The 24152-nt window shown below is 44.5% G+C and carries 2 protein-coding genes; both read right to left on the bottom strand.

The genetic code is table 11. The features are described 5' to 3' along the window. Positions 1-98 precede the first annotated feature (98 nt). Entirely contained in the window at positions 99-7934 is a 7836-nt protein-coding gene (locus AC0DBE_RS05455; RefSeq protein ID WP_472961386.1) for an amino acid adenylation domain-containing protein, read from the bottom strand. Between the two features lie 97 nt (positions 7935-8031). Next, positions 8032-24129, bottom strand: a complete 16098-nt coding sequence (locus AC0DBE_RS05450) for a non-ribosomal peptide synthase/polyketide synthase (RefSeq protein WP_472961384.1) — start codon at positions 24127-24129, stop codon at positions 8032-8034. Positions 24130-24152 lie beyond the last annotated feature (23 nt).

The raw sequence follows: 24152 nt of genomic DNA, 5'->3' as shown, positions 1-24152 counted from the left end.
AAAGACGGACAGAGAATGGCCCCTGTCCGCTAATCTGCTGCCTCATCATTCAGAGGTAAACTTTATGGGTGAAGTTAAAGCGTTCTTCAACCAGCACCTTATTTTCGATCAGATTTTGTGCGACTCGTATATGGCAGTTGTTCATGAGGTACAAGCTCACCAAAATGCCGTTCTTCAATATTTTTCATGATAGACCGAATCGTATTCACGTTCTCTTCAATATATTGAGGATCAAATATTGTAACGTGGCCGCCCTTTAATTCATATTCCTGGTAATTGTGAGCGGTTGAGTGCGTCCAACCTCTTTCGGTCATATCGTCGCATAACAAGTGATGAATGTTGGCATTGATGGTACCGGAATTGATCAGTTGATTATGATATGCAAGATAGCCTCTAATTTTTTCTTTTATTGAAGGAATGGTTAATATCTCTCTATAATAAATCGGAATAATATCCAGATTTAGATGGACGATCTCTTCTACTTCCTTTTCAGATAAATGAGTCAACGAAGTGGTGATTTGAGAGTCCAGCATAATCACATCAGATACGGTGCGTCCTCGCTGCTCCAAGGCTTTGGCCACTTCAAAAGCCAAATTCGATCCTGAAGAATATCCAAGCAAAACAAATGGTCCCTGTTCTTGAATGTCTATCATGCTTTCTGCATACCGGTCAATTATCGGTTTCTCATAGGATGGGTCTTCTGTAAAATCAGCGGCATAGACAACGCAGTCGCCATCAAGCCTGTTCGCCATTTCATTATAAACCAACCCATACCCAATTAATGGAGGGAAACAGAACACAGGGATCGAACCGTTTTGATTCAACTTGACGAATACGTTTTCCGTCTTGGACGGTAAAGCCGCGGCTTGAATAGCCCGTGCCATTGTTTCGATGGTAGAGGCTTCGTAAACGACGTGATAATGCAATTTGATTCCCATAACGGCTTTAATTTGATCAACTAATTGTAATACTTTGAGTGAATGGCCGCCAACGTCAAAGAAGTTATCTTTAATCCCCAGCTCAGAATGAGCCAAAACGTCTTTCCATATCTCAGCCAGCTGCTTTTCAATCAACGTTCGGGGAGCAGCATACTCGGTTCCGGCCAGCATATTTCCATCAGGAGCGGGCAAAGCTTTTCGATCGATTTTGCCATTGGCTGTTAAAGGCATTTCATCTACCCGTACAAAGTAGGCTGGAATCATATAAGCGGGCAGTTTGTCCTGCAATTGCTGCTTGAGCTGGAGCGTTTTTAATGATTCGTCTCCTGTCACATAAGCACACAACTGGTTGGAGCTCTCTTCTTCGACCGCGAGGACGACCGCTTCTTTAACAGATTCCACTTGCAATAAAGCCGCTTCGACCTCGCCGAGTTCAATACGGTAGCCTCGGACTTTCACCTGATGATCGATTCGTCCCAAATACTCCATATGTCCATCCGGCAACCAGCGGGCGGCATCGCCCGTTTTGTACATTTTCTCGCCTGCGGCAAACGGATGTTCAACAAATTTTTCAGCCGTTAAGTCAGGACGGTTCAAATATCCCCTGGCTACTCCGGCTCCGCTAATATACATTTCTCCGGGGACACCGATCGGCACCGGTTTCATACCCGAATCCAGCAGATAAATGTTCATATTGGCCGCAGGCTTACCAATTGGCACCGATTCCTGTCTGTCTTTCTTCGGATCGTAGATATAAATCATACATCCGACTACAGTTTCCGTTGGCCCGTATTCGTTAAAGATTTCAATTTGATCTTGAAATTGTGCGCTGATGCTTTTTGCCAGCCGTGTACTTAAATTGTCGCCGCCGACAATCATTTTCCGGATCGTGCACTCAGGCGAGATGTTCATTTCTTTCAATAACTGCAAATGAGCCGGGGTCAGCTTGATAATATCAACCCTGGAATCCTCAACAATGGATGAAAGCAAAGTCGTCCTGTCTTTATCTCCGTAGACAATGATGGCATTGCCGCTGATGAGCGGTGTAAAAATAGATGTTACCGTTAAGTCGAAAGCAATGGATGAATATAGCGGAAAGGTCGTTTTCTCACCTTTTACATACACCCTGTCAGCCCACCAAATATAATTGGTTAAGCCTTGATGCTCGATTAATACCCCTTTAGGCTTTCCTGTAGAGCCCGATGTATAGATGACATACGCCAAATCTTTTATATTGCTTATCCGCTCAAGATTAGAGCGCTCTTCGTGATAAGAATTTTCATCATCCAATAGAACGATTGTGCCTTCATGGGCCAATCGCTGCTGAAGATGGCTCTGTGTCAAGACAATTTCTGTTTTGGAATCGTCTAATATATACTGTATACGCTGCTCTGGATAATCCGGATCAATAGGCACGTAGGCGCCGCCGGCTTTTAATACGGCCAGAATTCCCACAACCAGTTCAATGCTGTGGTCGCTGACGATAGCTGCGGTTCGGTCCGGCCTCACTCCCTTGGCCCTTAAGGTTCGTGCCAATTGATTTGCTTGTTCATTTAATTGGCGGTAGGTCAGTTTCTGATCCTCAAAAACAATTGCGACCTGCTCAGGTGTTCGCGCCGCTTGTTCCTCAAACAATTGATAAATTGTTTTTTCCTTTGGATACTCGGTCGCTGTATCGTTACATTTTTCGATAAGGAGCGATCGCTCATCTGCCGAAAGGATATCGAGTTCTTGAACATGCATCGCCGTATCGTTTACCATTTGCTTGATGATTTCCATAAAATGTGCTTGTATCCGTTCAACAGTTGCTTGATCATAAACATTGGCATTGTATACAAAATGCATTTCCATATCTTCAGCCGGCATTACAATGAAATTAAAATCGTAATGAGTATGTTCTTCCAAATGGAAATCACTAATGTCTAAGACGTCGTGATCCCGCTTCATATGCTTCATTTGTTTCTCGACCGGGTAATTCTCAAATACCATAATATGATTGATCAACTGCTGCTTTTGTTCGGTTTGAGCCTGAATTTCATACAATGGAAATGTATCGTATGGTTGAGATGCCAGTGCATGCTCCTGGTTCATTTTCAATACTTGTGCAACTGTCATCTCTGGTTGAGCACAAACACGTATGGGAATGGTATTAATAAATAGGCCTACCATTGATTCAATACCCGGAATGTCTGCCGGCCGGCCGGATACGACAGTGCCGAAAACGACATCCTGAGTACCGTTATATCTTTGCAGCAACAAGCCCCATGCGGTTTGCATCCATGTATTAACGGTGACATGATGTTGACTTGCGGCTCGTTTGATTTCCTCTGTGAGCTGCTTTCCGAGACGGCACGCAAGCTTTTGTTTTTGATATCCTCTGGCCTGATCGGAAAATGGTTCTTTCAACAAAACAGTTTGCCCTTCATAACCGTCCAAATAATCCCGCCAATAGACTGCAGCTTGCTCGTGATCTTGTTCATCCAGCCATTCGATATATCGTCTGTACGGCGTCACGGCGTCACGCTTCGGTTGCCTACGCTCAATAATCGCATAATAGGTTTCAAACACTTCTTTCGTAATCAGCGGCAAGCACCAGCCATCCATTAAAATATGATGAAAGCTCCAAATCAATCGCGCTTTGTCTTCATCGGTTCGCAGGATCGATACGCGCATTAAAGCATCGCGGGTAAGATTGAATCCCCGCTCCTTATCTTTTCTCGCAAAAGCAGCAATGAACTCGCTGCGTTGATCAACATTCATATTGCGAATATCTTCAACGACAGTTTCAATCGGCTTATGCCGGAGCACAATTTGCAAGGGCTGTTCTTTCCATTCGGTATAAAATTGAGTTCGCAGAATGTCATATCTTTTGGCCAGCTGCGACAAACTCATCATAAAAGCCTCGATATCCAAGAGGCCCTTCAAATCAAAACCCGCTTGTTCAAAGTAAGCTCCGGAAGCCGAATCAATTAAACTATGGAACAACATTCCCTTCTGCATAGGGGTTAACGGATATATATTTTCAATTTCACCAAGATGCTGTGCTTGTTGCACAAATTGATCTAGTTCGTCGATAGATATTTCTTTTAACGAAATATCGCTTGGTGTCAGCTGAACTTGATCCTGGGCCGTACAATGTTCGATGACTTGTCGCAAACTGCTTTTTAACAGATCGGCGCATGTTTCCATTGTTTCTTTATGATATTGTTTACCGCAGTAGCTAATTGCCAGTGACAATTGTCCGTTTGAAATCATGCCGTTAATATCAAGGGCATAGGTGATGGGATGCTTGTCGCTGGCTATTTTTCCGCTGGGGTAAGGTGATACCTCAATACCCCCTTTTTGTAAATCTTGATCAAATTGCCCCAGAAAATTAAAACTAATTTCCGGTTGTCCGGTAAATTCCCGAGCCTCTCGGTGATCGGATAAATACTTGATCAGGCCGTAACCTATTCCTTTTTGGGGAATCTTACGCAAATGTTCTTTCACGGTTTTAATCTGCTGCGAGATATCTTGGTCCGCCTTGATGGGAAGGAATACCGGGTATTGGCTCGTAAACCAGCCCACTGTACGTGAAATATCGAGGTCTGGAATAATAGACTCTCTGCCATGTCCTTCAAGATGAATGAGAATGTCTTCGTGTCCAGTCCAACGATGAATAGCAATTCCCAGCCCGGTCAGCAATAAATCGTTTATTTCAGTCGTATAAGCTCGATGAGCGTTTTTTAATAACCGCTCTGTTTCCTCTGCCGTCCATTGGACGATGATCGTTTCCCGGTCTTCGGCTAGGCCGATTTCCTGCTCGTTATCCTTTGGCAGTTTAGGTGCTGGAATATGTTCATGCTGGAACCAGTATTGATTTTTCATTTCAAACTCCGGACTTCCTGCATAACGTTTCAACTGTTCCGCCCATAACAGGTAGGAATCCGTTTTCTTTGGAAGCTGGATCGCTTCTCTGTTTTGCAGCTGCTCGTAAGCAGCCGCTATATCTTCGATTAATATTCTCCATGAAACGCCATCGATGACTAAATGATGGGCCACAATCAGCAAATGATCTCCATCATGACACTGAAACAATCCCAGTTTAATGAGCGGGCCTTCAGCTAATTGAATGGATTGCTGAATCTCATTGGATAATGTTTCAATCGCTTGGGCAACATTGTTTTCTTCGTGTAACGAGAACACTTCAAGACTGAATAGATCCCCTTCGTCGATCCCCCGATTTCGAGCTTCGTATCCATGTTTTGCAGGAACAAAGACCATGCGCAAAGCATCATGATGCTCGACGATCTTTCTCATGACTTCCTGAAGCATCGGTACATTCAATCCCTCTTTCCAATAAAGCATGACCGCTTGATTATAGTGGTGCAGATCGGGGTGTTGCTGGTCAAAAAACCAATGTTGAATAGGCGTCAGCAAAGCCGGACCTTTGATTTCCCCTTGTTCTGCAACTCGGGTGACCGGTTCTACATAGGGAACAAGTTCAGAGATCGTTGGGTATTTAAACAAGTGTTTGATTTCAAACTTATACCCGGCTTGGTATAATCTTGAGGACACTTGAATCGACTTAATGGAGTCCCCCCCTAATTCGAAGAAATGATCCGAGACTCCGACCCGCTCTAAGCCTAATACTGACTCCCACGTTGCGGCTAGTATTTTTTCCAGTTCTGTCCGCGGAGCTGTATAGTTCATACCTGTGAGATTCTCTCTCGGAGAAGGCAGTGCCCGGCGATCTATTTTTCCATTCAAAGTTAGCGGCATCGCTTTCAGCTGAATGAAATAAGCAGGTATCATATAGGAAGGCAGCTGTCTGGATAGATGCTCCCGAAGCTCGCCTGCCGTTAAAGTATCGTTTGCGGTGTAATAGGCGCACAGGGATGTTTCCCCGTTGATTTCTTGTGCTAGAACGATGGATTCCTGAATTGACGGGATATGGAATAAAGCGGCCTCGACTTCGCCAGTTTCAATCCGATAACCCCGAATTTTCACCTGGTGGTCGATTCGGCCCAAATACTCGATATTTCCGTCCGGCAGCCACCTTGCTAAATCTCCCGTCCGGTACATCCGCTCTCCCGCTGAAAACGGGTTATCTACAAATTTCTCCGCCGTCAGCTCTGGGCGGTTCAAATAGCCCCGCGCAAGTCCATCTCCTGCTATGCACAGTTCTCCTGCCACACCAACTGGCTGCATATGTCCGGCCTGTAATATATACAATTGAATGTTTGAAATCGGCTTGCCTATAGGAACCGAGGTATACCTTTTGTCCGCCTTGCATTCAAAGTACGATACATCGATCGTTGCCTCAGTCGGTCCGTACAGGTTGATGATTTGAGCATGGCTCACCGGTGCTATAATGCGCTGAAACCCGTCCACATGTTTGGGCGTTAAGGCTTCGCCGCTTGCAAACACATATCTTAACGACGCCAGCTTTCGCTTTAGCTTTTCGCCGGGCTTCTGTTCCATTGATTCCAGAAAAGCATGCAGCATCGCTGGTACAAAATGCAATGTGCTGACACCTTTTTGTGCAATTGTATCCAATATCAACTCAGGGTTCTTTTCTCCTCCGTTTGGCAACAATACCACTTTAGAGCCTACGATTGACCACCAGAACAGTTCCCATACCGATACATCAAAAGTGATCGCGGTTTTTTGCAGAATTGCATCCCGTTTATCCAGCGGGTAATTTTCCTGCATCCACACCAGTCGATTGATCACTGAGCGGTGCTCCACCATAACCCCTTTCGGCTTACCTGTTGATCCTGATGTATAGATGACATATGCCAACTGATTCGGACCGGAAGTCGATTCCAAGTTTGAACCGTCTTCGCTGAAGGTTTGCGGATCTTCCATATCCAGCACTTTCCCCGTAAAAGGCACTTTCTCCCGCAGATGACTTTGCGCTAATAGCAACTTCGTATCTGAATCTTCCAATATGTATCGAATCCGTTCCTCAGGATAGCTCGGATCAATCGGCACATACGCACCACCAGCTTTCAAAATCCCAAAGAGCCCTACGATCATTTCCAGGGAGCGTTCGGCCATAATCCCTACCGGCTGATCCGGATGCACACCTTCGGATTGCAGCGTTCGAGCGATCCGATTCGCCTTTTCATTAAGTTCCTGGTACGTCAGCTGGCTTTCCTCGTACACGACAGCCACTTGATCCGGCGTACGATTCGCTTGTTCCTCAAACAATTGATGAATCGTTTTTTCTCGCGGATACTCGGCCGCCGTTTGATTATAGTCTTGAAATGTATTAATTTCCGTGTCAGTCAAAATATGAAGCTGGCTAATGGTGATGTCAGGTTGAAATAGTATGATTGAATAAAGGCGATTTAAATGTTCGATCACTTGCAACATATACTGATGATCATAAGCTTGTTCGTTGTAAGTTACTTTTAAATGAATAGCGTCATTCTTGATGTCAAATTGAAATAATGTATCTGAAGCAGCTGTCTCTTTAAAATGGGTGAGGTGAATTTGATCTAATGATACGATCGCAGGGATCATTGGCAAATGGTTGGAATTGTAGGTTAGATTTAATGGACCGACCATTTTATCAAAAGGAACATCCTGATTTAAGATGGCATCGTTCAGCGTATGTTTGAATTCATTAAATATGGATTTAAACGTACTGTTCTCATTTATGTTTTGTTTGAGCAACATAATTTGATCCAAACGAAGGTCTTCATCGGTTTCGTCTTCGAAGGTTGGGACACCTACAATAATACTCTCTTCCCCTGTATATTTGTGCAAAAGGCACTTGATACCAACCAAGAGAACCAAATAAACGGCCATTGGTGATTGATTCGCCATCGTCATGATGCGCAGGGATACATCGGATCGCAATGAAGTATGAATACTGTTAGAGGTGTTTAAAGCATCGTGCTCTAATGCTGATGAGTCCGACATGTGAAACGAAGGGAATGCAATGGGACGATCTTCCGCGTCGAACATGTTGCTCCAGAACAGTTCCTGTTGTTTAAATTCTGACATTTAAATCCCTCCAGTAAATTTAAATTCTTGCTTCGAAGGCGGCTGACGGCTGTCCCCGCATGATCAACATGATGGAGACAGCTGCTACCGACTGTTTTTAGAAATCTAATTCGATTACGCTTGCAAAGTGTTCCTTTTTGTTTACTTTCTCGCTTAATTGGATCTCTTTTAATGGAATTGATGAGTTTTGTATAACTGCTGACAGGATCATCACGTAATCCTGTGCCAGCGTAGCAATGGTTCTTTTTTTAAATAGCTTCGTACAGTAGTCAAAGCTGCCTTGAATCTCGTGCTGGTTCATCTCGAAGGTCAGCTGCAAATCAAATTTTGCCACTGTATGTGTTTCTTCATAAGGTCTGACGGCAAGAGAATCTATTTCAATATCCGTTTGCTCTGTATTTTGCAGAACAAACATCGTATCGAATAGCGGATTACGGCTTAAATCTCGTTGCACTCCCAGCTTCTCAACCAATTCTTCAAAAGGATACTCTTGATTTTCATAAGCTTTTAGCATTGTTTCTTTGGTTTCTGTTACATAATCTATAAAGGTCTTTTCTCCAGCCGGAGCCGTGCGAATGGCTAATGTATTCACAAACATCCCGATGATATGTTGTAAATCTTCATGCACTCTTCCCGCCACAGGTGTACCAACAACGATATCTTCTTGACCGCTATATTTGGCCAGCAGTATGGTATAGGCTGCGAACAAGATCATATACGTAGTCGATCCCGTCAATTCTTCCAGCTGTTTAACACCTTGGACAACAGACTCGTCGAGAACAAAGTTGTATCGTTTCCCATCAAAGCTTCGAACTTGCGGTCTGGCAAAATCTTTCGGCAACTCAAATGACGGAAGCGCCTCGTGAAATACATCCAGCCAATAGTCTTCCTGCTTCTTCATCCGTTCTTTCTGCGCTGCTTGCTGCTGCCATGCAGTGAAGTCTTTGTATTGAATCCGGAGCGGTGCTAATTCTAAACCGTCATACAATTGAATCAGTTCTTCGACAAAAATGTTCATAGAAGCGCCGTCCGTAACGATATGATGCATGTCAAACATGAAAATATGCTTTTCTTGTTCCAATTCAATAAGTCCAACTCGAAGCAATGGGGCCTGGCTTAGATCGAATGTACGTACGAAGGTGCGGAACAGCTCCTCGACCTCCTCAGTCGTTGCCTTGTACCTTTCGATAGTGAACTCCACCTCCGGCTTGACCATCTGCATCGGTTCTCCACGGATCATTTCAAATCCGGTTCGCAGCGATTCATGGCGCTGAATCAGTCTATGGAACGCAGTTTGTAAACGATCCATGTCGATCCTTCCCTCCAGCGTCAAAATCCCCGGCATGTTGTAACTTAGTTCTCCGCCTTCAATTTGTGTGGATAGGTAAACCATCTTTTGTACGGAAGATACAGGATAAACATCCTTCACTTCTACAGCAGGGATATAATCCGGTCCGCAGGTTTCCGAGTTTGCGATGACTTTTGCCATTTCCTCAATGGTCGGCCCTTGAAATACTTCTCTTAACGAAATCGTTTTGTTGAATTGCTTATGGATTTTGCCAACGAGCGTCATCCCCCGTAACGAATGCCCGCCCAGATCGAAAAAGTTATCTTTCACGCCTACTTGTTCTACCTTCAATACTTCTTTCCAAATGAGAACTAACTGTTCTTCCAGTCTCGTTCTTGGAGCAACATAGTCAATCCCGGTTTGCATGCCTGCTACGGGCAGCGGCAATGCACTGCGATTCACCTTTCCATTTGATGTTAACGGCATTTGCTCCAGCTGCATCAGGTATGAAGGTATCATGTAGCCAGGTATTTGCTGAGCAAGCTTTTCTTTGAGTTGACTGATTGGCAGTGCTTGCTCCGCTACAAAATAGGCATACAAATCGCTTTGCCCTTCTGCGTTTTCTCTGGCCAGAACAACTGCTTCCTGTACATGCTCAATGTTGAGAAGAGCTGCCTCGACCTCGTTTAGTTCGATACGGTAACCGCGAATTTTGACTTGATGGTCCATTCTTCCCACATATTCAATGTTGCCATCAGGAAGGTAGCGGGCAAGATCACCAGTTTTATACATCCGTTTATTTGCATCATAGGGATGCGGAACAAATTTTTCGCGTGTTAAGGATTCCCGGTTATGATAACCTCTTGCCAAACTGACCCCCGCAATACAAAGCTCACCAACGATACCAATAGGCTGTAGCGTCCCGGCTTCATTCAGGATTAGAATTTCTGTGTTCGAAATCGGTTTACCGATTGGCGGCATCTCCTGATGAATTTCCGGATCGACGGTACACATGGTCACGACATGCGTTTCTGATGGACCGTAATGATTATGCAGCGTAACTTGGTGACGCATCAGCATTTCACGCAGCGTATTCGTCATAATAAGCTGCTCTCCCGCTGTGATAATATGATCCACACATTCGGCAAACGGTTCAAAATATTGTTTCTCCGATGCAAGGAGCTTGAGGAACGCAGTCGGGAGAAATGCCGTTTGTATCCTGTGTGTCTTGACAAATTCGTTGAGCTCACGAATCTCCCGTTTTGCCTCGTTGTCGATAATATAGAGTGTCCCTCCGCTTAAGATCGTGGAGAAAATCTCTTGATAGCAAACATCGAAACTCATTGCGGCAAATTGCAGCACTCTGTCAAAGCGCAGCTGTGTATATTCCCGCTCATAAGCGAGTAAATTCAACATGGTTTTATGCTCTAATTGAACCCCTTTAGGTTTTCCGGTAGTACCTGATGTGTAAATGACATAGAATAAATGATTTTCCGCATAGGAAAGGTTAAGATTGCTTGCATCACCCTGATATACCAATGGATCGTCAAGCAGAACTACAGATCCTTCGAAAGAAGGAGGAACGGTATGCCCTGCACAAGTCACAAGTACATCGGCGCCGCTGTCTTCCATTAAATAAGCACGCCGTTCATCAGGGAGTTCCGGGTCTATAGGAAGAAATGCCCCACCGGCCTTTAATATCGCTAATATTCCGATCAACATATTTGCCGAGCGCTCCGTGAGAATGGCAACCACCCGATCGGCACCTACGCCTTGATTCCGAAGCACACGCGCCAGTTGGTTGGAGCGTTCATTCAACTGACGATAGGTAAAGGTTTGATTTTCAAACAAAATGGCGACACGATCAGGAGTATCCTCAGCCTGCTGCTCGAATTGTTGATGTATTGTTGTTGGCATACGTTCATCGATTACTGCAGTATCATTAAAAAGATTCCAAATTTCATTCTTTTCTCGCGGTCTCATCATCTCCAAAGAAGCGAGCCTTGCCTCAGGATGTTCGATGATCGCATCGATCAGCTGCACAAAATGCCGCATCATGCGTACTACCGTTTCCGGTTTGAACAGTGTCGTCAGGTATTCCATTGTGCAATGAATGTGTGTCTCTTCTTCTACAGCCGTTAAGGTTAAATCAAATTTAGCCATCGTATGCTTGCTAGGATAAGGTTTAAACGTCAAACCATCCATCCCTAATTGTTCTTGCTCTGTGTTTTGCAACACAAACATCGTGTCGAACAATGGATTACGGCTTAAATCCCTGGCGATGTTCAGCTGGTCGACGAGCGCTTCAAACGGATAATCTTGATGCTCATAAGCTTTTAATGCATTTTCCTTCACTTCAGCGAGGTACTGAGAGAATGTCTTCTCTTTGGCAGGATAATTTCGCATCGCCAGTGTGTTGACGAACATCCCGATGATGGAATCCAAATCCGCATGCGGTCTTCCTGCTATGGGACTCCCCACAACAATGTCTTCCTGGCCGCTGTATTTGGAGAGCAATAAGGTGTAGGACGCCAGCAGCACCATATATAAAGTGGATTCGGTTTTGAGTGCCAGTTGTTTTAATCCCTCGCTTCTTTTCTCATCAATCGTAAAGTGCAGCGTCGCCCCGGTAAAATCCCGTGTGGAAGGCCGTATATAATCGGTTGGCAAATGAAGGACAGGGATATCGCCACTGTACAGCTCCAACCAATAGTCTTCTTGCTTTTGGATTTGTTCTAATCGCGCTTCTCCGGTTTGCCATACTGAGTAGTCTTTGTATTGGATTCGCAGGGGCGGTAATTCCGCTCCTTGGTATGCTCTTACAAATTCTTTGATCAGTACATTCATGGATGTTCCGTCCGAGATAATATGATGCATATCAAACATCAGTATTGCGTGATTGGGTTGAAGCTCAATCAGCCCGACACGAAGCAGCGGAGGCTCCTCCAGTTGAAATGCACGAACAAATTGACTGATACAATGATCGATTTCATCTTCCTTGGCATAATACGACTCTACTGCAAATTCAACGTGATCCAAGATGTACTGAACAGGTTCTCCGTCCACCATTTTGAAGCCAGTGCGTATAGATTCATGGCGATGAATCAATTTGGCAAAGGCCTGCTGCAGCTTATCCCGATCCAGCTCACCTTTGACAGTCATCAGGCCCAGCATGTTGTAACTCAGCTCTCCGCCTTCCAAATGGTTGAGAATATAAAGTCTTTTTTGTGCAGAAGAAACTGGGTAATAAGGCCTCTTTTCAATTAGAGGAATAGAAGCATACCCGGTTTCCTCCATCGTCATGATTGCCTGTGCGAGCTGTTCAATTGTTGGGAACTGGAATATGTTTCGCAATGGAATTTGAACATGCAATTGCTTTTGAATTTTTGCAATGAGCGTCGTCGCTCGCAGGGAGTGTCCACCGATATCAAAAAAGTTATCTCGAATCCCCACCTGTTCTAAACCGAGAACATCCTGCCAAATCCTTGCGAGCTTCATTTCTGTTGAATTTCGCGGCGGCACATATTCCGAGCCCCCATATCGCTTTCCATCCGGTTCTGGTAATAAGTTGCGATTCAGCTTTCCGTTTGGCGTTAATGGCATTTGATCCATTTGCACAAAATAAGCCGGAATCATATATCCTGGTAAATGCCGGGTGAGGCGATCCCGAAGCTGACTCGTCGGGAATGGCTTGTTCGCTACATAGTACCCGCATATATAATGCTCGCCATCTGCATCTTCAAGGATAGAAGCGACGGCTTCTTGAATCTCAGGAATGTTCAACATTATCGATTCAATTTCACCGAGTTCAATCCTAAAACCATGAATTTTCACCTGATGATCGACGCGCCCAATAAATTCTATATTGCCGTCCGGCAAAAGACGGGCCAGATCTCCGGTTCTATACATTCGACCCGAAGGAACAAACGGATCGTTAACGAATTTTTCATTCGTTAATTCCGGCAAATTCAAATATCCGCGCCCAACGCTATCCCCAGCAATGTACAACTCGCCTTGAACGCCCACTGGCTGTAATCGCTGCTGCGAATCGAGAATGTACATGCGATTGTTGCCCAGCGGCTTGCCTATAGGGGCATGAACTTGACTGCGAGTCCAAGCGTCCGCAGAAACTTTGATGTTGAACAAGGAAGCATCGACACAAGTTTCGGTTGGTCCATATACATTTGTGATGGCAGGTACTGCGCCATCAGCGCCAAATAAGTGCATGAACTTGGTTACCGTCGTTTTCGGAAGTGCCTCTCCTCCGATTAACAGATGACGAAGCGGTACTCCTTCCCTATCATCTGCAGCTACCAGCAGCTTCAAATGGGCGGGCGTCCCGTCGGTTACGCCAATGTGATGCTGTCGATAGTATTGGCATAAGGCCTCGCCATCAGACACAGCCTCTTTGGGAACGATAAACAAGGTATGTCCTAACAACAAGGAAGCATACATTTGCTGGACCGAAGCATCAAAATAATATGGAGCGAGCATGGCCACATGCAAAACCCCATCATAAGCGGAGTAAACCTCATTACGCAGTCCTTCGATGAGATGAATCACCTGGCGATGTTCAATCAACGTGCCTTTCGGCGTACCTGTCGTGCCAGAAGTGTAAATGCAATAGGCCAGTTGATCGAACTGGCATGGCACCGCCAGATTGATATCTGTTTCATGGTAGGCTTGCTCCTCTTTCATATTGATACATGTTCCGGAGAAGTTGAGTTTTTCAGGCAGTTCGCCGTGTGTAAGCAATACGTTAATGCCTGAGTCCCTTGCGATATAATGAATTCGTTCTACAGGAGAATCAGGGTCTATTGGCAAATACGCCCCGCCCGCTTTTAAAATCCCGAAGATCCCTACAATCATCTCCAGAGAACGTTCAGCCATAATGCCGACGAGTTGACCCGCTTGTATTCCTTCGACTCGCAAGGCTTGCGCAAGCTGATTGGCTCGTTTGTTCAGTTCGCGATAGGTTAACGATTCTCCCTCGAATACAACTGCTGCACGATTTGGCGTACGGAGCGCTTGTTCCTCGAACCGCTCATGAATTGTTTGTTCGTGTGAGTAGCGCATTTCTCTAGTCTGAAAACGGCTGAGCAGCTGTTCCTTCTCTTGCTGAGTCAAAAGCTCCAATTCTTCTATTTTGATGTTTGGGTGCTCTAATACCTGATGCATTAGCTGTTCAAAATGCCCGCTAATCCGCTTCACTTCTGATTGTTCATATACGTTTTGGTTATAGCCAAAATGAACGTTCAGTTGTTCGCCAGGAATGACAACCATATTAAAATCGTAATGAGAATGCTCTTCCATATGAAAATTCATAATGTTTAGCTCTGCAGCATCATGGCCTTGCTCCACCTGTTGTCCTATCGGATAGTTTTCAAAGATCAGAATATGATCAATTAAGTTTTGCTTTTGCTCCGTTTGTGCCTGAATTTCATATAACGGATAGGTATCGTATGATTGGGAAGCCAGTGCCTTGTCTTGAACCATTTTCATCGCTTCAACGAAAGAGCTGCCCTCATCACAGCAGATTCGAACTGGAATTGTATTAATGAACAGACCGATCATTTGTTCCACTCCAGAGATTTCTGCAGGCCTTCCCGACACGACACTGCCAAAGACAACGTCTCCGGTCCCACTATATTTTTGTAATAAAATTCCCCATAGCGTTTGAATCAACGTATTTACCGTGACATGATGCTGGTTTGCGATCCGCTGCAATTGTCTTGTTTGTTTTTGATCGAATCGGCTGATCTCATTGGCATAAGCATACGCTTTTCGTTCATGCTGCGGTCTTTTGTGAAGAATACGGTTTTCACCTTTGTAGTCTTCAAGATACTTACTCCAGTACCGTTTGGCCGCATTTTGATCCTGCTGATCAAGCCATTCGATATATTTACTGTAAGGATCAGTATACGCAAGGTCTGTTTCCCTGCCCTCTTGCAAACCGATATAGTGTTCAAATACTTCCTTCGTAATAAGAGGCAGGCACCAGCCGTCCATAACAATATGATGGAAACTCCAAATCAAATGATACTTGCGCTCTTCGATACGGAAAATCGCGATGCGCATCAATGGATCCCTAGCCAAGTCAAATCCTTTCGCTTTATCCTCACTTTGGTAGGATGCGATTTTATCCTTACACCGGTTCTCATCTATGTCACGTAAATCTGTAAAATGAACTTTCATTCTTTGTGTCTTATAGACAATTTGTAAGGGGATATCATTCCAGTCGCTATAAAAACGGGTTCGCAGCACGGCATACTTAGCAAATAAATGATCCAAGCTTGCTTCAAACCTGTCGATCTTTAATTCTCCCTGTAAATCAAATGATGCTTGTTCGAAATAAGAATTTGAAACTTCATCCAGCAAGCTGTGAAACAGCATCCCCTTCTGCATCGGAGTTAACGGATACACATTCTCGATCTCACCTGAATTCGGCAGTTGGATCAAAAGCTGATCTAATTCGTCAATGGTCATGCCTTTTAACAAAATATCGCTTGGCGTCAGTTCCGTTTGTTCTTTATGAACACAATGCTCAATGACTGTTCGAAGGTTGTTTTGAATAACTGCCGATAACTGGTCGATCGTTTCTTTTGCGTATTGTTTGGTGCTGTAGCTAATCGTCACCATCAATCGATCATTGACAATCAGACCGTTCATATTCAATACGTACGGTCTGATTTGATTTCCGCTCGAGTCTGAACCGCAGGAGTAGGAAGATAATTGAACCGCATGATTTTGAAAATCTTGATCAAACTGCCCTAGGTAATTAAAACTGATCTCTGGAGTCATTTTCGCTGGGAGTGGCGCTGTTGAGCCGCTTAAATACCTTAGTACTCCATAGCCGATCCCTTTATGCGGGATTTGGCGCAGCTCTTCTTTGGCCGTCTTGATGTAATAAGATATTTCTTTGCCTGGTTCTATGTGAAGCACAACCGGAAACAGACTTGTAAACCAGCCCACCGTGCGAGAGATATCCATATATGTGATCACTTCTTCTCTTCCGTGTCCTTCTAAATGAAATGCAATCTGTTCAAGTCCTGACCAATGTGATATGGAAAGTCCTAAGGAGCTTAACAGAAGATCGTTTATTTCAGTGTTATAAGCGCGATTGGCTTGTTTTAATAATTGCTCCGTCTCTTCTTTGGTCCATTCCACAGTTACTGTTTCACTGTCTTTTGCATACGTATGCGATTCCTGAAAATCTTTAGGCAACGGTTTCACATCGGTTTGTTCAATCCGTGCCCAATACTCTTGTTCGTGCTTTATGGCATCACTTTGCGCATATGCCGAGAGCTTTTCGGCCCATAGCCGGAAAGAGTCTGTTTTGTACGGCCATTGAATGTCTTGCCCGTTCTCGGCTTGCTTGTAGCCGCTAACGATATCCTCCATTAAAATGCGCCAGGAAATCCCATCTACAATTAAATGATGGATTGCAATGAGCAAATGATCCCCATCCGCACATTGAAACAATCCTGCTTTCATCAATGGCCCATCGCTTAACTGCATGCTGCTCTGTATCTGGTTAGCCTTGGCTTCAATGGCCGAACCTGGGTCGGCTTCTGCTTTTAAATTGATGACGTCAAGATGATATAGCTCGCTTTGAGCGCTCTCTGCATTCCAGGCTTTGTATCCGTGTTCTGTCGCATGGAACGTCATGCGGAGCGCATCGTGATGCTCTCCAAGCTTTTGCAGCGTTTGGCGAAGCGGCGATTCCTGAAAGCCTTGCGGCGCATACAGCATGACAGCTTGATTATAATAATGTGGATCTGTCGTTGTTTGCTCAAAGAACCAATGCTGGATTGGAGTCAGGCTTACCTTTCCTTTGACTTCATCTTGATCGGGAATGCGCACGTTCTGCTCGATATGCGGACTTAATTCTGCAATCGTCGCATATTGAAACAAGTGTTTGATTTCCATTTTGTATCCCAGTTGATTTAGTCTGGAAGACACTTGAATCGACTTAATGGAATCCCCGCCAAGATCAAAAAAATTATCCAGAATGCCAATCTTTTCAGCGCCTAATACTGACTCCCAAGTCGAAACTAATAGTTGTTCCACCTGAGTGCGAGGAGGCTTATATGCTACTCTGTCCTGCAGCTGTAAATCAGGGGCCGGCAGCTCTTTTCGGTTTATTTTTCCATTCGGCGTTAAAGGCATTTTCTCCAGTTCGGTAAAATAGGCTGGAATCATATAGCCAGGCAGGGATTGAGACAATTGCTCCCGGATATGGGATACCGTTATGGATTGGCCGCTCACGTAATACCCACACAGCTGCTTCAATCCATGTGCATCTTCTCTGGCTATGACAACAGCTTCTTTGATCTCTTCTGCTTGAAGCATCGCTGTTTCAATCTCGCCTAATTCGATGCGATAGCCTCTGATTTTGACTTGCTCATCCATTCGTCCCAAGTATTCAATGTTCCCATCCGGGAGCCACTTCGCCAAATCCCCGGTCTTGTACATTCTGGCTCCGGTTACAAACGGGTTTTTAACAAATTTCTCAGCTGTTAATTCCGGCCGGTTCAAATATCCTCTGGCAACGCCGGCTCCACTTATATATATTTCTCCAGGTACGCCGATCGGCATCGGTTTCATATCCTCGTCCAACACATAAATGCTCATGTTGGCCGCTGCTGTACCGATTGGCACCGATTCTCTCATGTCTTTGACTGCATCGTAACGATAAAGCATGCATCCCACAACAGTTTCCGTCGGCCCGTACTCATTGCATATTTCAATTTGGCCGTCGAATTGCTCATGAATGCTTTGGGCTAACTGAGTGCTGAGATTCTCTCCTCCTACGATCATTTTTCGGATCGCTGTCTTATTGGCGATATTCATTGCTTTCAATACGTGCAAATGAGCCGGGGTCAATTTAATGATATCCACCCTTTGGTCCTGCACAATCGATGAAAGCAAAGCAGTTTTGTCGTCTCCGTCATAGACAATAATCGTATTGCCTGTGACCAAAGGTGTAAAAATAGAAGTCACTGTTAAATCAAAAGAGATGGACGAGTATAATGGGAAATTGGTTTTCTCTCTCTTTACATAGACCTCTTTCGCCCACCAAATATAATTGCTCAATCCCCGGTGCTCGATTAATACGCCTTTAGGCTTGCCTGTGGAACCAGACGTGTAGATCACATAAGCCAAATGGTTCGCATTGCTGAGCGGTTCAAGGTTAGAGGCTTCTTCGTGATAGGCGCTTTCCTCATCCAATAAAATCACGACGCCTTCATAGGTAATCTGCTGTAGGATGTCACGCGGCATCAAGATGATTCCGGCTTTTGAATCTTCCAGAATGTACTGAATTCGGTCTTGCGGATATTCTGGATCTATTGGGACGTAGGCGCCCCCGGCTTTTAGAATGGCAAGTATCCCAGTCACCAATTCGATGCTGTTCCTGCTGATGATGGCCACAGGTTGGTCCGCTTGCACACCCCTAGCTCTCAATGTTCGTGCCAGCCGGTTTGCTCGCTCATTGAGCTGATGGTAAGTAATCTGCTTGTCCTCATCAATAACAGCAGCTTGATCTGGTGTTTGCTGCGACTGCGCTTCAAACCATTGATAAACCGTTGTCTGCGGATATGGCGCGGCTGTATCATTCAGGGTCTGAAGAAGCTGTCTTTTTTCGCCTTCCGTCAACAATTCCAATTGTTCCACCCGGATATCCGCATCAGCAACGACTTGATGCAAAATTTGCAAGAGGTGTCCGCGAACCCGCTCCATGCTTTCGCGATCATACACCTTAGCGTTATATTCAAAATTAATATTGATTACATCACCCGGTATAACAGTTAAATTTAAATGGTAGTTGGTTTGCTCTTCCATTTTAACGTTTGAAATTGCGATAGGCGATTCGTGATGTTGACCGATACTTTCCATGTACTGATCTACAGGGTAGTTTTCAAATATCATTAAATGTGTAATTAAATTTTGTTTTTGGGTCGTAAGAGCTTGTATATCGTACAACGGATACGTCTCATACTTTTGAGAGGCTACTGCCCTTTCCTGCGTCCGTTTCATGAGCTCAGCAAAAGTGGTTCCAGCTTCACATTGGATTCGCACAGGAATGGTGTTAATGAATAAGCCAATCATGGTTTCCACGTTTGGAATCGCCGAAGGCCTTCCGGATACAACACTTCCAAAAACAACGTCACGGCTTTGATTGTATTTCTGCAGCAAAATCCCCCACGCCGTTTGCAGCAGTGTGTTCAGTGTGACATGGTGCTTGCTGGCCGTTTGCTTCATTTTCAAAGTGAGATCGGTGTCGATGGCACATGCCACTTTCTCCGGAAAATAATGCTCATCCTCTGCTTGGTGACTGTCCTTGAGAAGGACGGTTTGTTCTTCATACCCTTCCAAATATTGATCCCAATAACGCTTGGCCTCTTCTTCATCTTGACGATCAAGCCATTCAATATATTGACTATATGGTGTAATCGCTGATTGTTCGGGCTGCTTTTGCTGGAGCAAAGCAAAGTAATGATCAAATATTTCTTTCGTGATAAGCGGCAAGCACCATCCGTCCATCAAGATATGATGAAAACTCCATATAAAGCGATATGTCGTATCATCCGTGCGAAGGACAATTACGCGCATTAACACGTCTTTCGCTAAGTCGAACCCCCGAAGCTTATCTTCTTTGGCGTATGCACAAATCCGGTCATCTTGCTGCGCTTGATCCATCTCACGCAAATCGATGAATTGGAAACCAATCTTTTTCGTTTTACATATGATTTGCAGCGGCTGATCTTTCCCTTTGAGAAAGTTCGTGCGGAAAATTTCATATCGTTTTGTTAAATCATCCAAGCTTTTTGAAAATGAATCGATATCCAAATCTCCATGCAAATCAAACGTCGTTTGCTGAAAATAGGCGCCGGAACTTGAGTCAAACAAGCTGTGAAACAGCATACCTTTTTGCATCGGCGTTAACGGATATATATTTTCCACTTCGCCTAATTCACGCGTTTGGTCCAAAAGCTCTTCCAATTCGTCTATTTTGATATCCTTTAACAAAACATCACTTGGCGTCAATGACGTCTGCTGCTGGCTTACGCAATGCACAATGATTTCTTGCAGACTTTCTTTTATACTTCGGGCAAATTGCTCCATGGTCGATCTTTCATATTGCTTATGGCTATAGCTGAGTGTCAGCGATAATTTCCCCTCTGCAATCATGCCATTCAAATCAAGTAAGGCCGTTCTCGGCTGGTTTTCATTCATCGATACACCTGTCGAATAAGGAGATACCTGTAAAGCATGCTGCTGCAGGTCTTGGTCAAACTGCCCTAAGTAATTAAACCGAATTTCGGGATGAAGCTGCAGGCTGTCAGCTTCCGCACGGCCGGATAAATATTGAATGATACTATAATTCATTCCTTTATTGGGAACCAGGCGCAGCCCTTCTTTCACAGTCTTAATGCGCTGCGACAGCTCTTTTCCTGCTTCCATCTTCAGTACGACAGGGTACTGGCTCGTAAACCATCCTACCGTGCGAGTGATATCCACATCTGGAATAACCGGTTCTCTTCCGTGACCCTCTAAGTTCACGACAACTTCCTCCATGCCTGTCCATCTGTGAACGGCCAGCCCTAGTGAAGTCAGCAAAAGATCATTAATTTCTGTGTTATAAGCGCGATTCGCTTGTTTTAATAATTGCTGTGTTTCTTCTCTTGTCCATTGAATCGTTACGTCATCGCTGTCTTTCAATAATGAATCTTCAACAGCGTTATCCTTAGGCAATGGTTTCAGCTCTAACCTTGTAAGCTCGTTCCAATAGGCAAGCTCTCGCTCCATATCGGTTTCCTGTGCATACTTGGACAATTGCTCCGCCCAGAATGGAAACGAGTCTGTTTTTTGCGGAAGCCGAACCATTTGCCCGCGCTCCGCCTGCTCATAGCCGCTTGCGAAATCCTCAAGTAAAATGCGCCAGGATACCCCGTCAATAACTAAGTGATGAATCGCAATAAGCAAATGATCTCCGTCTGCACATTTGAACAAACCAAGCTTCATCAAAGGTCCTTGGCTCAATTCCATACTGCTTTGAATCTGATTCGCTTTATTGGCAACAGCATGAGCCGGATCGGCATCCTCTTTACAATTCATCACTTCCAGCTCGTACAATTTACTTTCTTCTGTGCCCGCAATTCGAGCAGCATATCCGTTCGGCGATTCTTCAAAAACCATCCGCAATGCATCGTGATGCACAGCAATACTTTCTATCGCTCGGCGAAGCGGAGTCTCTTTAAATCCTTGCGCTGAATATAACATTACGGCCTGATTATAATGGTTCGCATGAGGCATATTTTGTTCAAAAAACCAATGCTGAATCGGGGTCAGGCTTGTCCTTCCCATCACTTCTCCTTGATCCGCCATTCTGCTAACCGGCTCTACAAATGGGCTTAGCTCCGCAATGGTGGGATATTTAAACAAGTGTTTCATGTCAATCTTATATCCGGATTGATACAATCTTGAAGAAACCTGAATTGATTTAATCGAATCTCCGCCAAAATCAAAGAAATTATCTAGAATTCCTATACGCTCAGTGCCTAGTACCTCCTGCCAAATAAACGCCAGCAGTTCTTCTATTGAGTTTTGTGGTGCTATGTATTCATTTTCCATCCGCGTTTTTTCATCAGCAACAGGTAAAGCTTTCAGATCGATTTTTCCATTAGAAGTGAGTGGTATTCGTTCTAAATGGATAAAGTAAGAAGGAATCATATAATCCGGCAGCTCTCGTGATAATATCTCTCTGAACTGCCCTGTACTCAAAGATGGTTCTCCAACATAATAGGCATACAATTGCTTGGTTCCGTCTTGACCCTCTCGCGCAACGACTGCCGTCTCACGAACCTCTTCCAGGTTGGATAGGGCCGCCTCCACCTCGCCAAGCTCGATACGGTAGCCGCGGATTTTCACTTGATGGTCGATTCGTCCCAAATATTCGATTTTTCCATCGGGTAGCCATCTAGCAAGATCCCCCGTTTTATACATCTTGCGGCCGGGGATAAGCAAATGGTCAACAAATTTTTCTTCAGTTAAATCAGGTTGATTAAGGTAGCCGCGGGCCACTCCAGATCCTCCGACATACAGTTCTCCGGGTACGCCTATCGGCTGGATTTGGCGGTGTGCTCCTAAAATATAGACTTGGTGATTGGCCACCGGCTTGCCAATTGTGATCTGTTCATCAGCAGAATAAACAGGTTGAAACGTAGAAACCACGCTATTTTCCGTAGGGCCGTATTCATTATTGATGCGAATCTGAGGCTGCAGAGAAAACAGCCGCTCTACCGTGTCGGGTTCAAGTTTCTCTCCGCCTACAACGACATGTTGAACATGAAAGAAGTCCTCTGCGCTCATCTGTTCGGTCATTGCTTGTAACAGCCGGGGAGAAGTCGAGAAATGGGTAATCCTCTCCTGCTTCAGAACGTTTTGTATTGCAAAAAGATCTTTGTTGTCTTCATTAGGCAAAAGATACAAAGCAGCGCCAGAGATTAGCGGACCGAAGAAATTTAAAATAAACGCATCGAAAACATAGGGATACAAAACAAGGACGCGATCCTCAGCAGAATGCTTAAAAAACGCCTTTTTCCACTGGAGCGAATTCACAATCCCGCCGTGTTCGACCATAACCCCTTTCGGCTTCCCTGTTGTGCCTGAGGTATAGATGACATAGGCCAAATGGCTGTGTTCTGCAATCGGCAATAACAGTGAGCAATCAGCATGGTAAGATGTTTCGTCATTCAGATCGATCATCGGGCCGTCAAAGACAAGGCTGTTTTTGAAATGCCGCTGAACAACAAGCACATCTGCATTCGCATCATTCAGCACATATTGAAGCCGCTCTTCCGGATATTCAGGGTCAAGAGGCACATAAGCGCCCCCTGCCTTCCAAATGGCAATGATGGACACGATCATTTCTAATGAACGCTCTGCCATGATCGCGACCAATGTATCGGCTTGAACACCGTAGTTTCGCAAGGTTCTTGCCAAACGATTAGATTTCTCATTCAATTCTCTGAATGTCATATGGTTGTTATCAAACTTAACAGCTACATAATCAGGCGTTCTTTCCGCCTGCTCTTCAAATAATTGACTTACAGTCTTGTTTCCAGGATAATCTGCGGCGGTGTCATTAAAGTCAAACAAAATTTCCTGTTTGACCGCTTCGGGTATGACTTGTGCTGTATGGATTGCAGCTTGGGGCTGGAACAAGATCACGGACAGCAGCTGATCGAGATGGGACACGATTTGGTCCATATAGTCCTCATCATAAAGATTTCCGTTATAAATAAGTTTCAAATGAATCTCGCTATTCTCCAAGTCAAAATGAAACAACGTATCAGTTGCAATGTCTTCCTTAAATTGCAAGGAATGAATTTCATTGAGTGAAACAACGGTATGAATTAACGGGATGTTCTCATTGTCATATTGCACATTTACATGCTGGACGATTTTTCTAAAAGGCAGGTTTTGATTTTTTAGCGAATCATTAAGCGCTTTTTTTAGTTGTTCGAACACAGTTTTAAATGTACTTTGGCAGCTAAGCGTATTTTTCAATAGGACAATGGTATTGACAGCTGAAGAGCTGCTTTTTTGCTTAGATACCGTTGGAATACCCAGAATCGTGCTCGCTCGATCCGTATATTTATACAACAAACATTCAATGCCTGCCAATAAAATCAAATAGGTTGCCATTTCGGAATGATTGGCCATTGTCAATATTCTTTGAGATACTTCTGGAGATAAGGAACGATAGATGCTTTTTTCCTGATAGCCAACACGGGTTAATGATGCGTTTTCCGCTGTTTTAAAATACGGGATTACACTAAGGCTATCCTCTTCATCAAACAGATTATCCCAGTACGTTACTTGATTTTTAAACACCGACATTGGAGCACCTCATTTTTTAGAGT

The sequence above is a fragment of the Bacillus sp. VA15 genome, assembly GCF_055721145.1.
The sequence above is the reverse complement of the archived record's forward strand: the minus strand, read 5'-3'. Positions and strand labels throughout refer to the sequence as shown.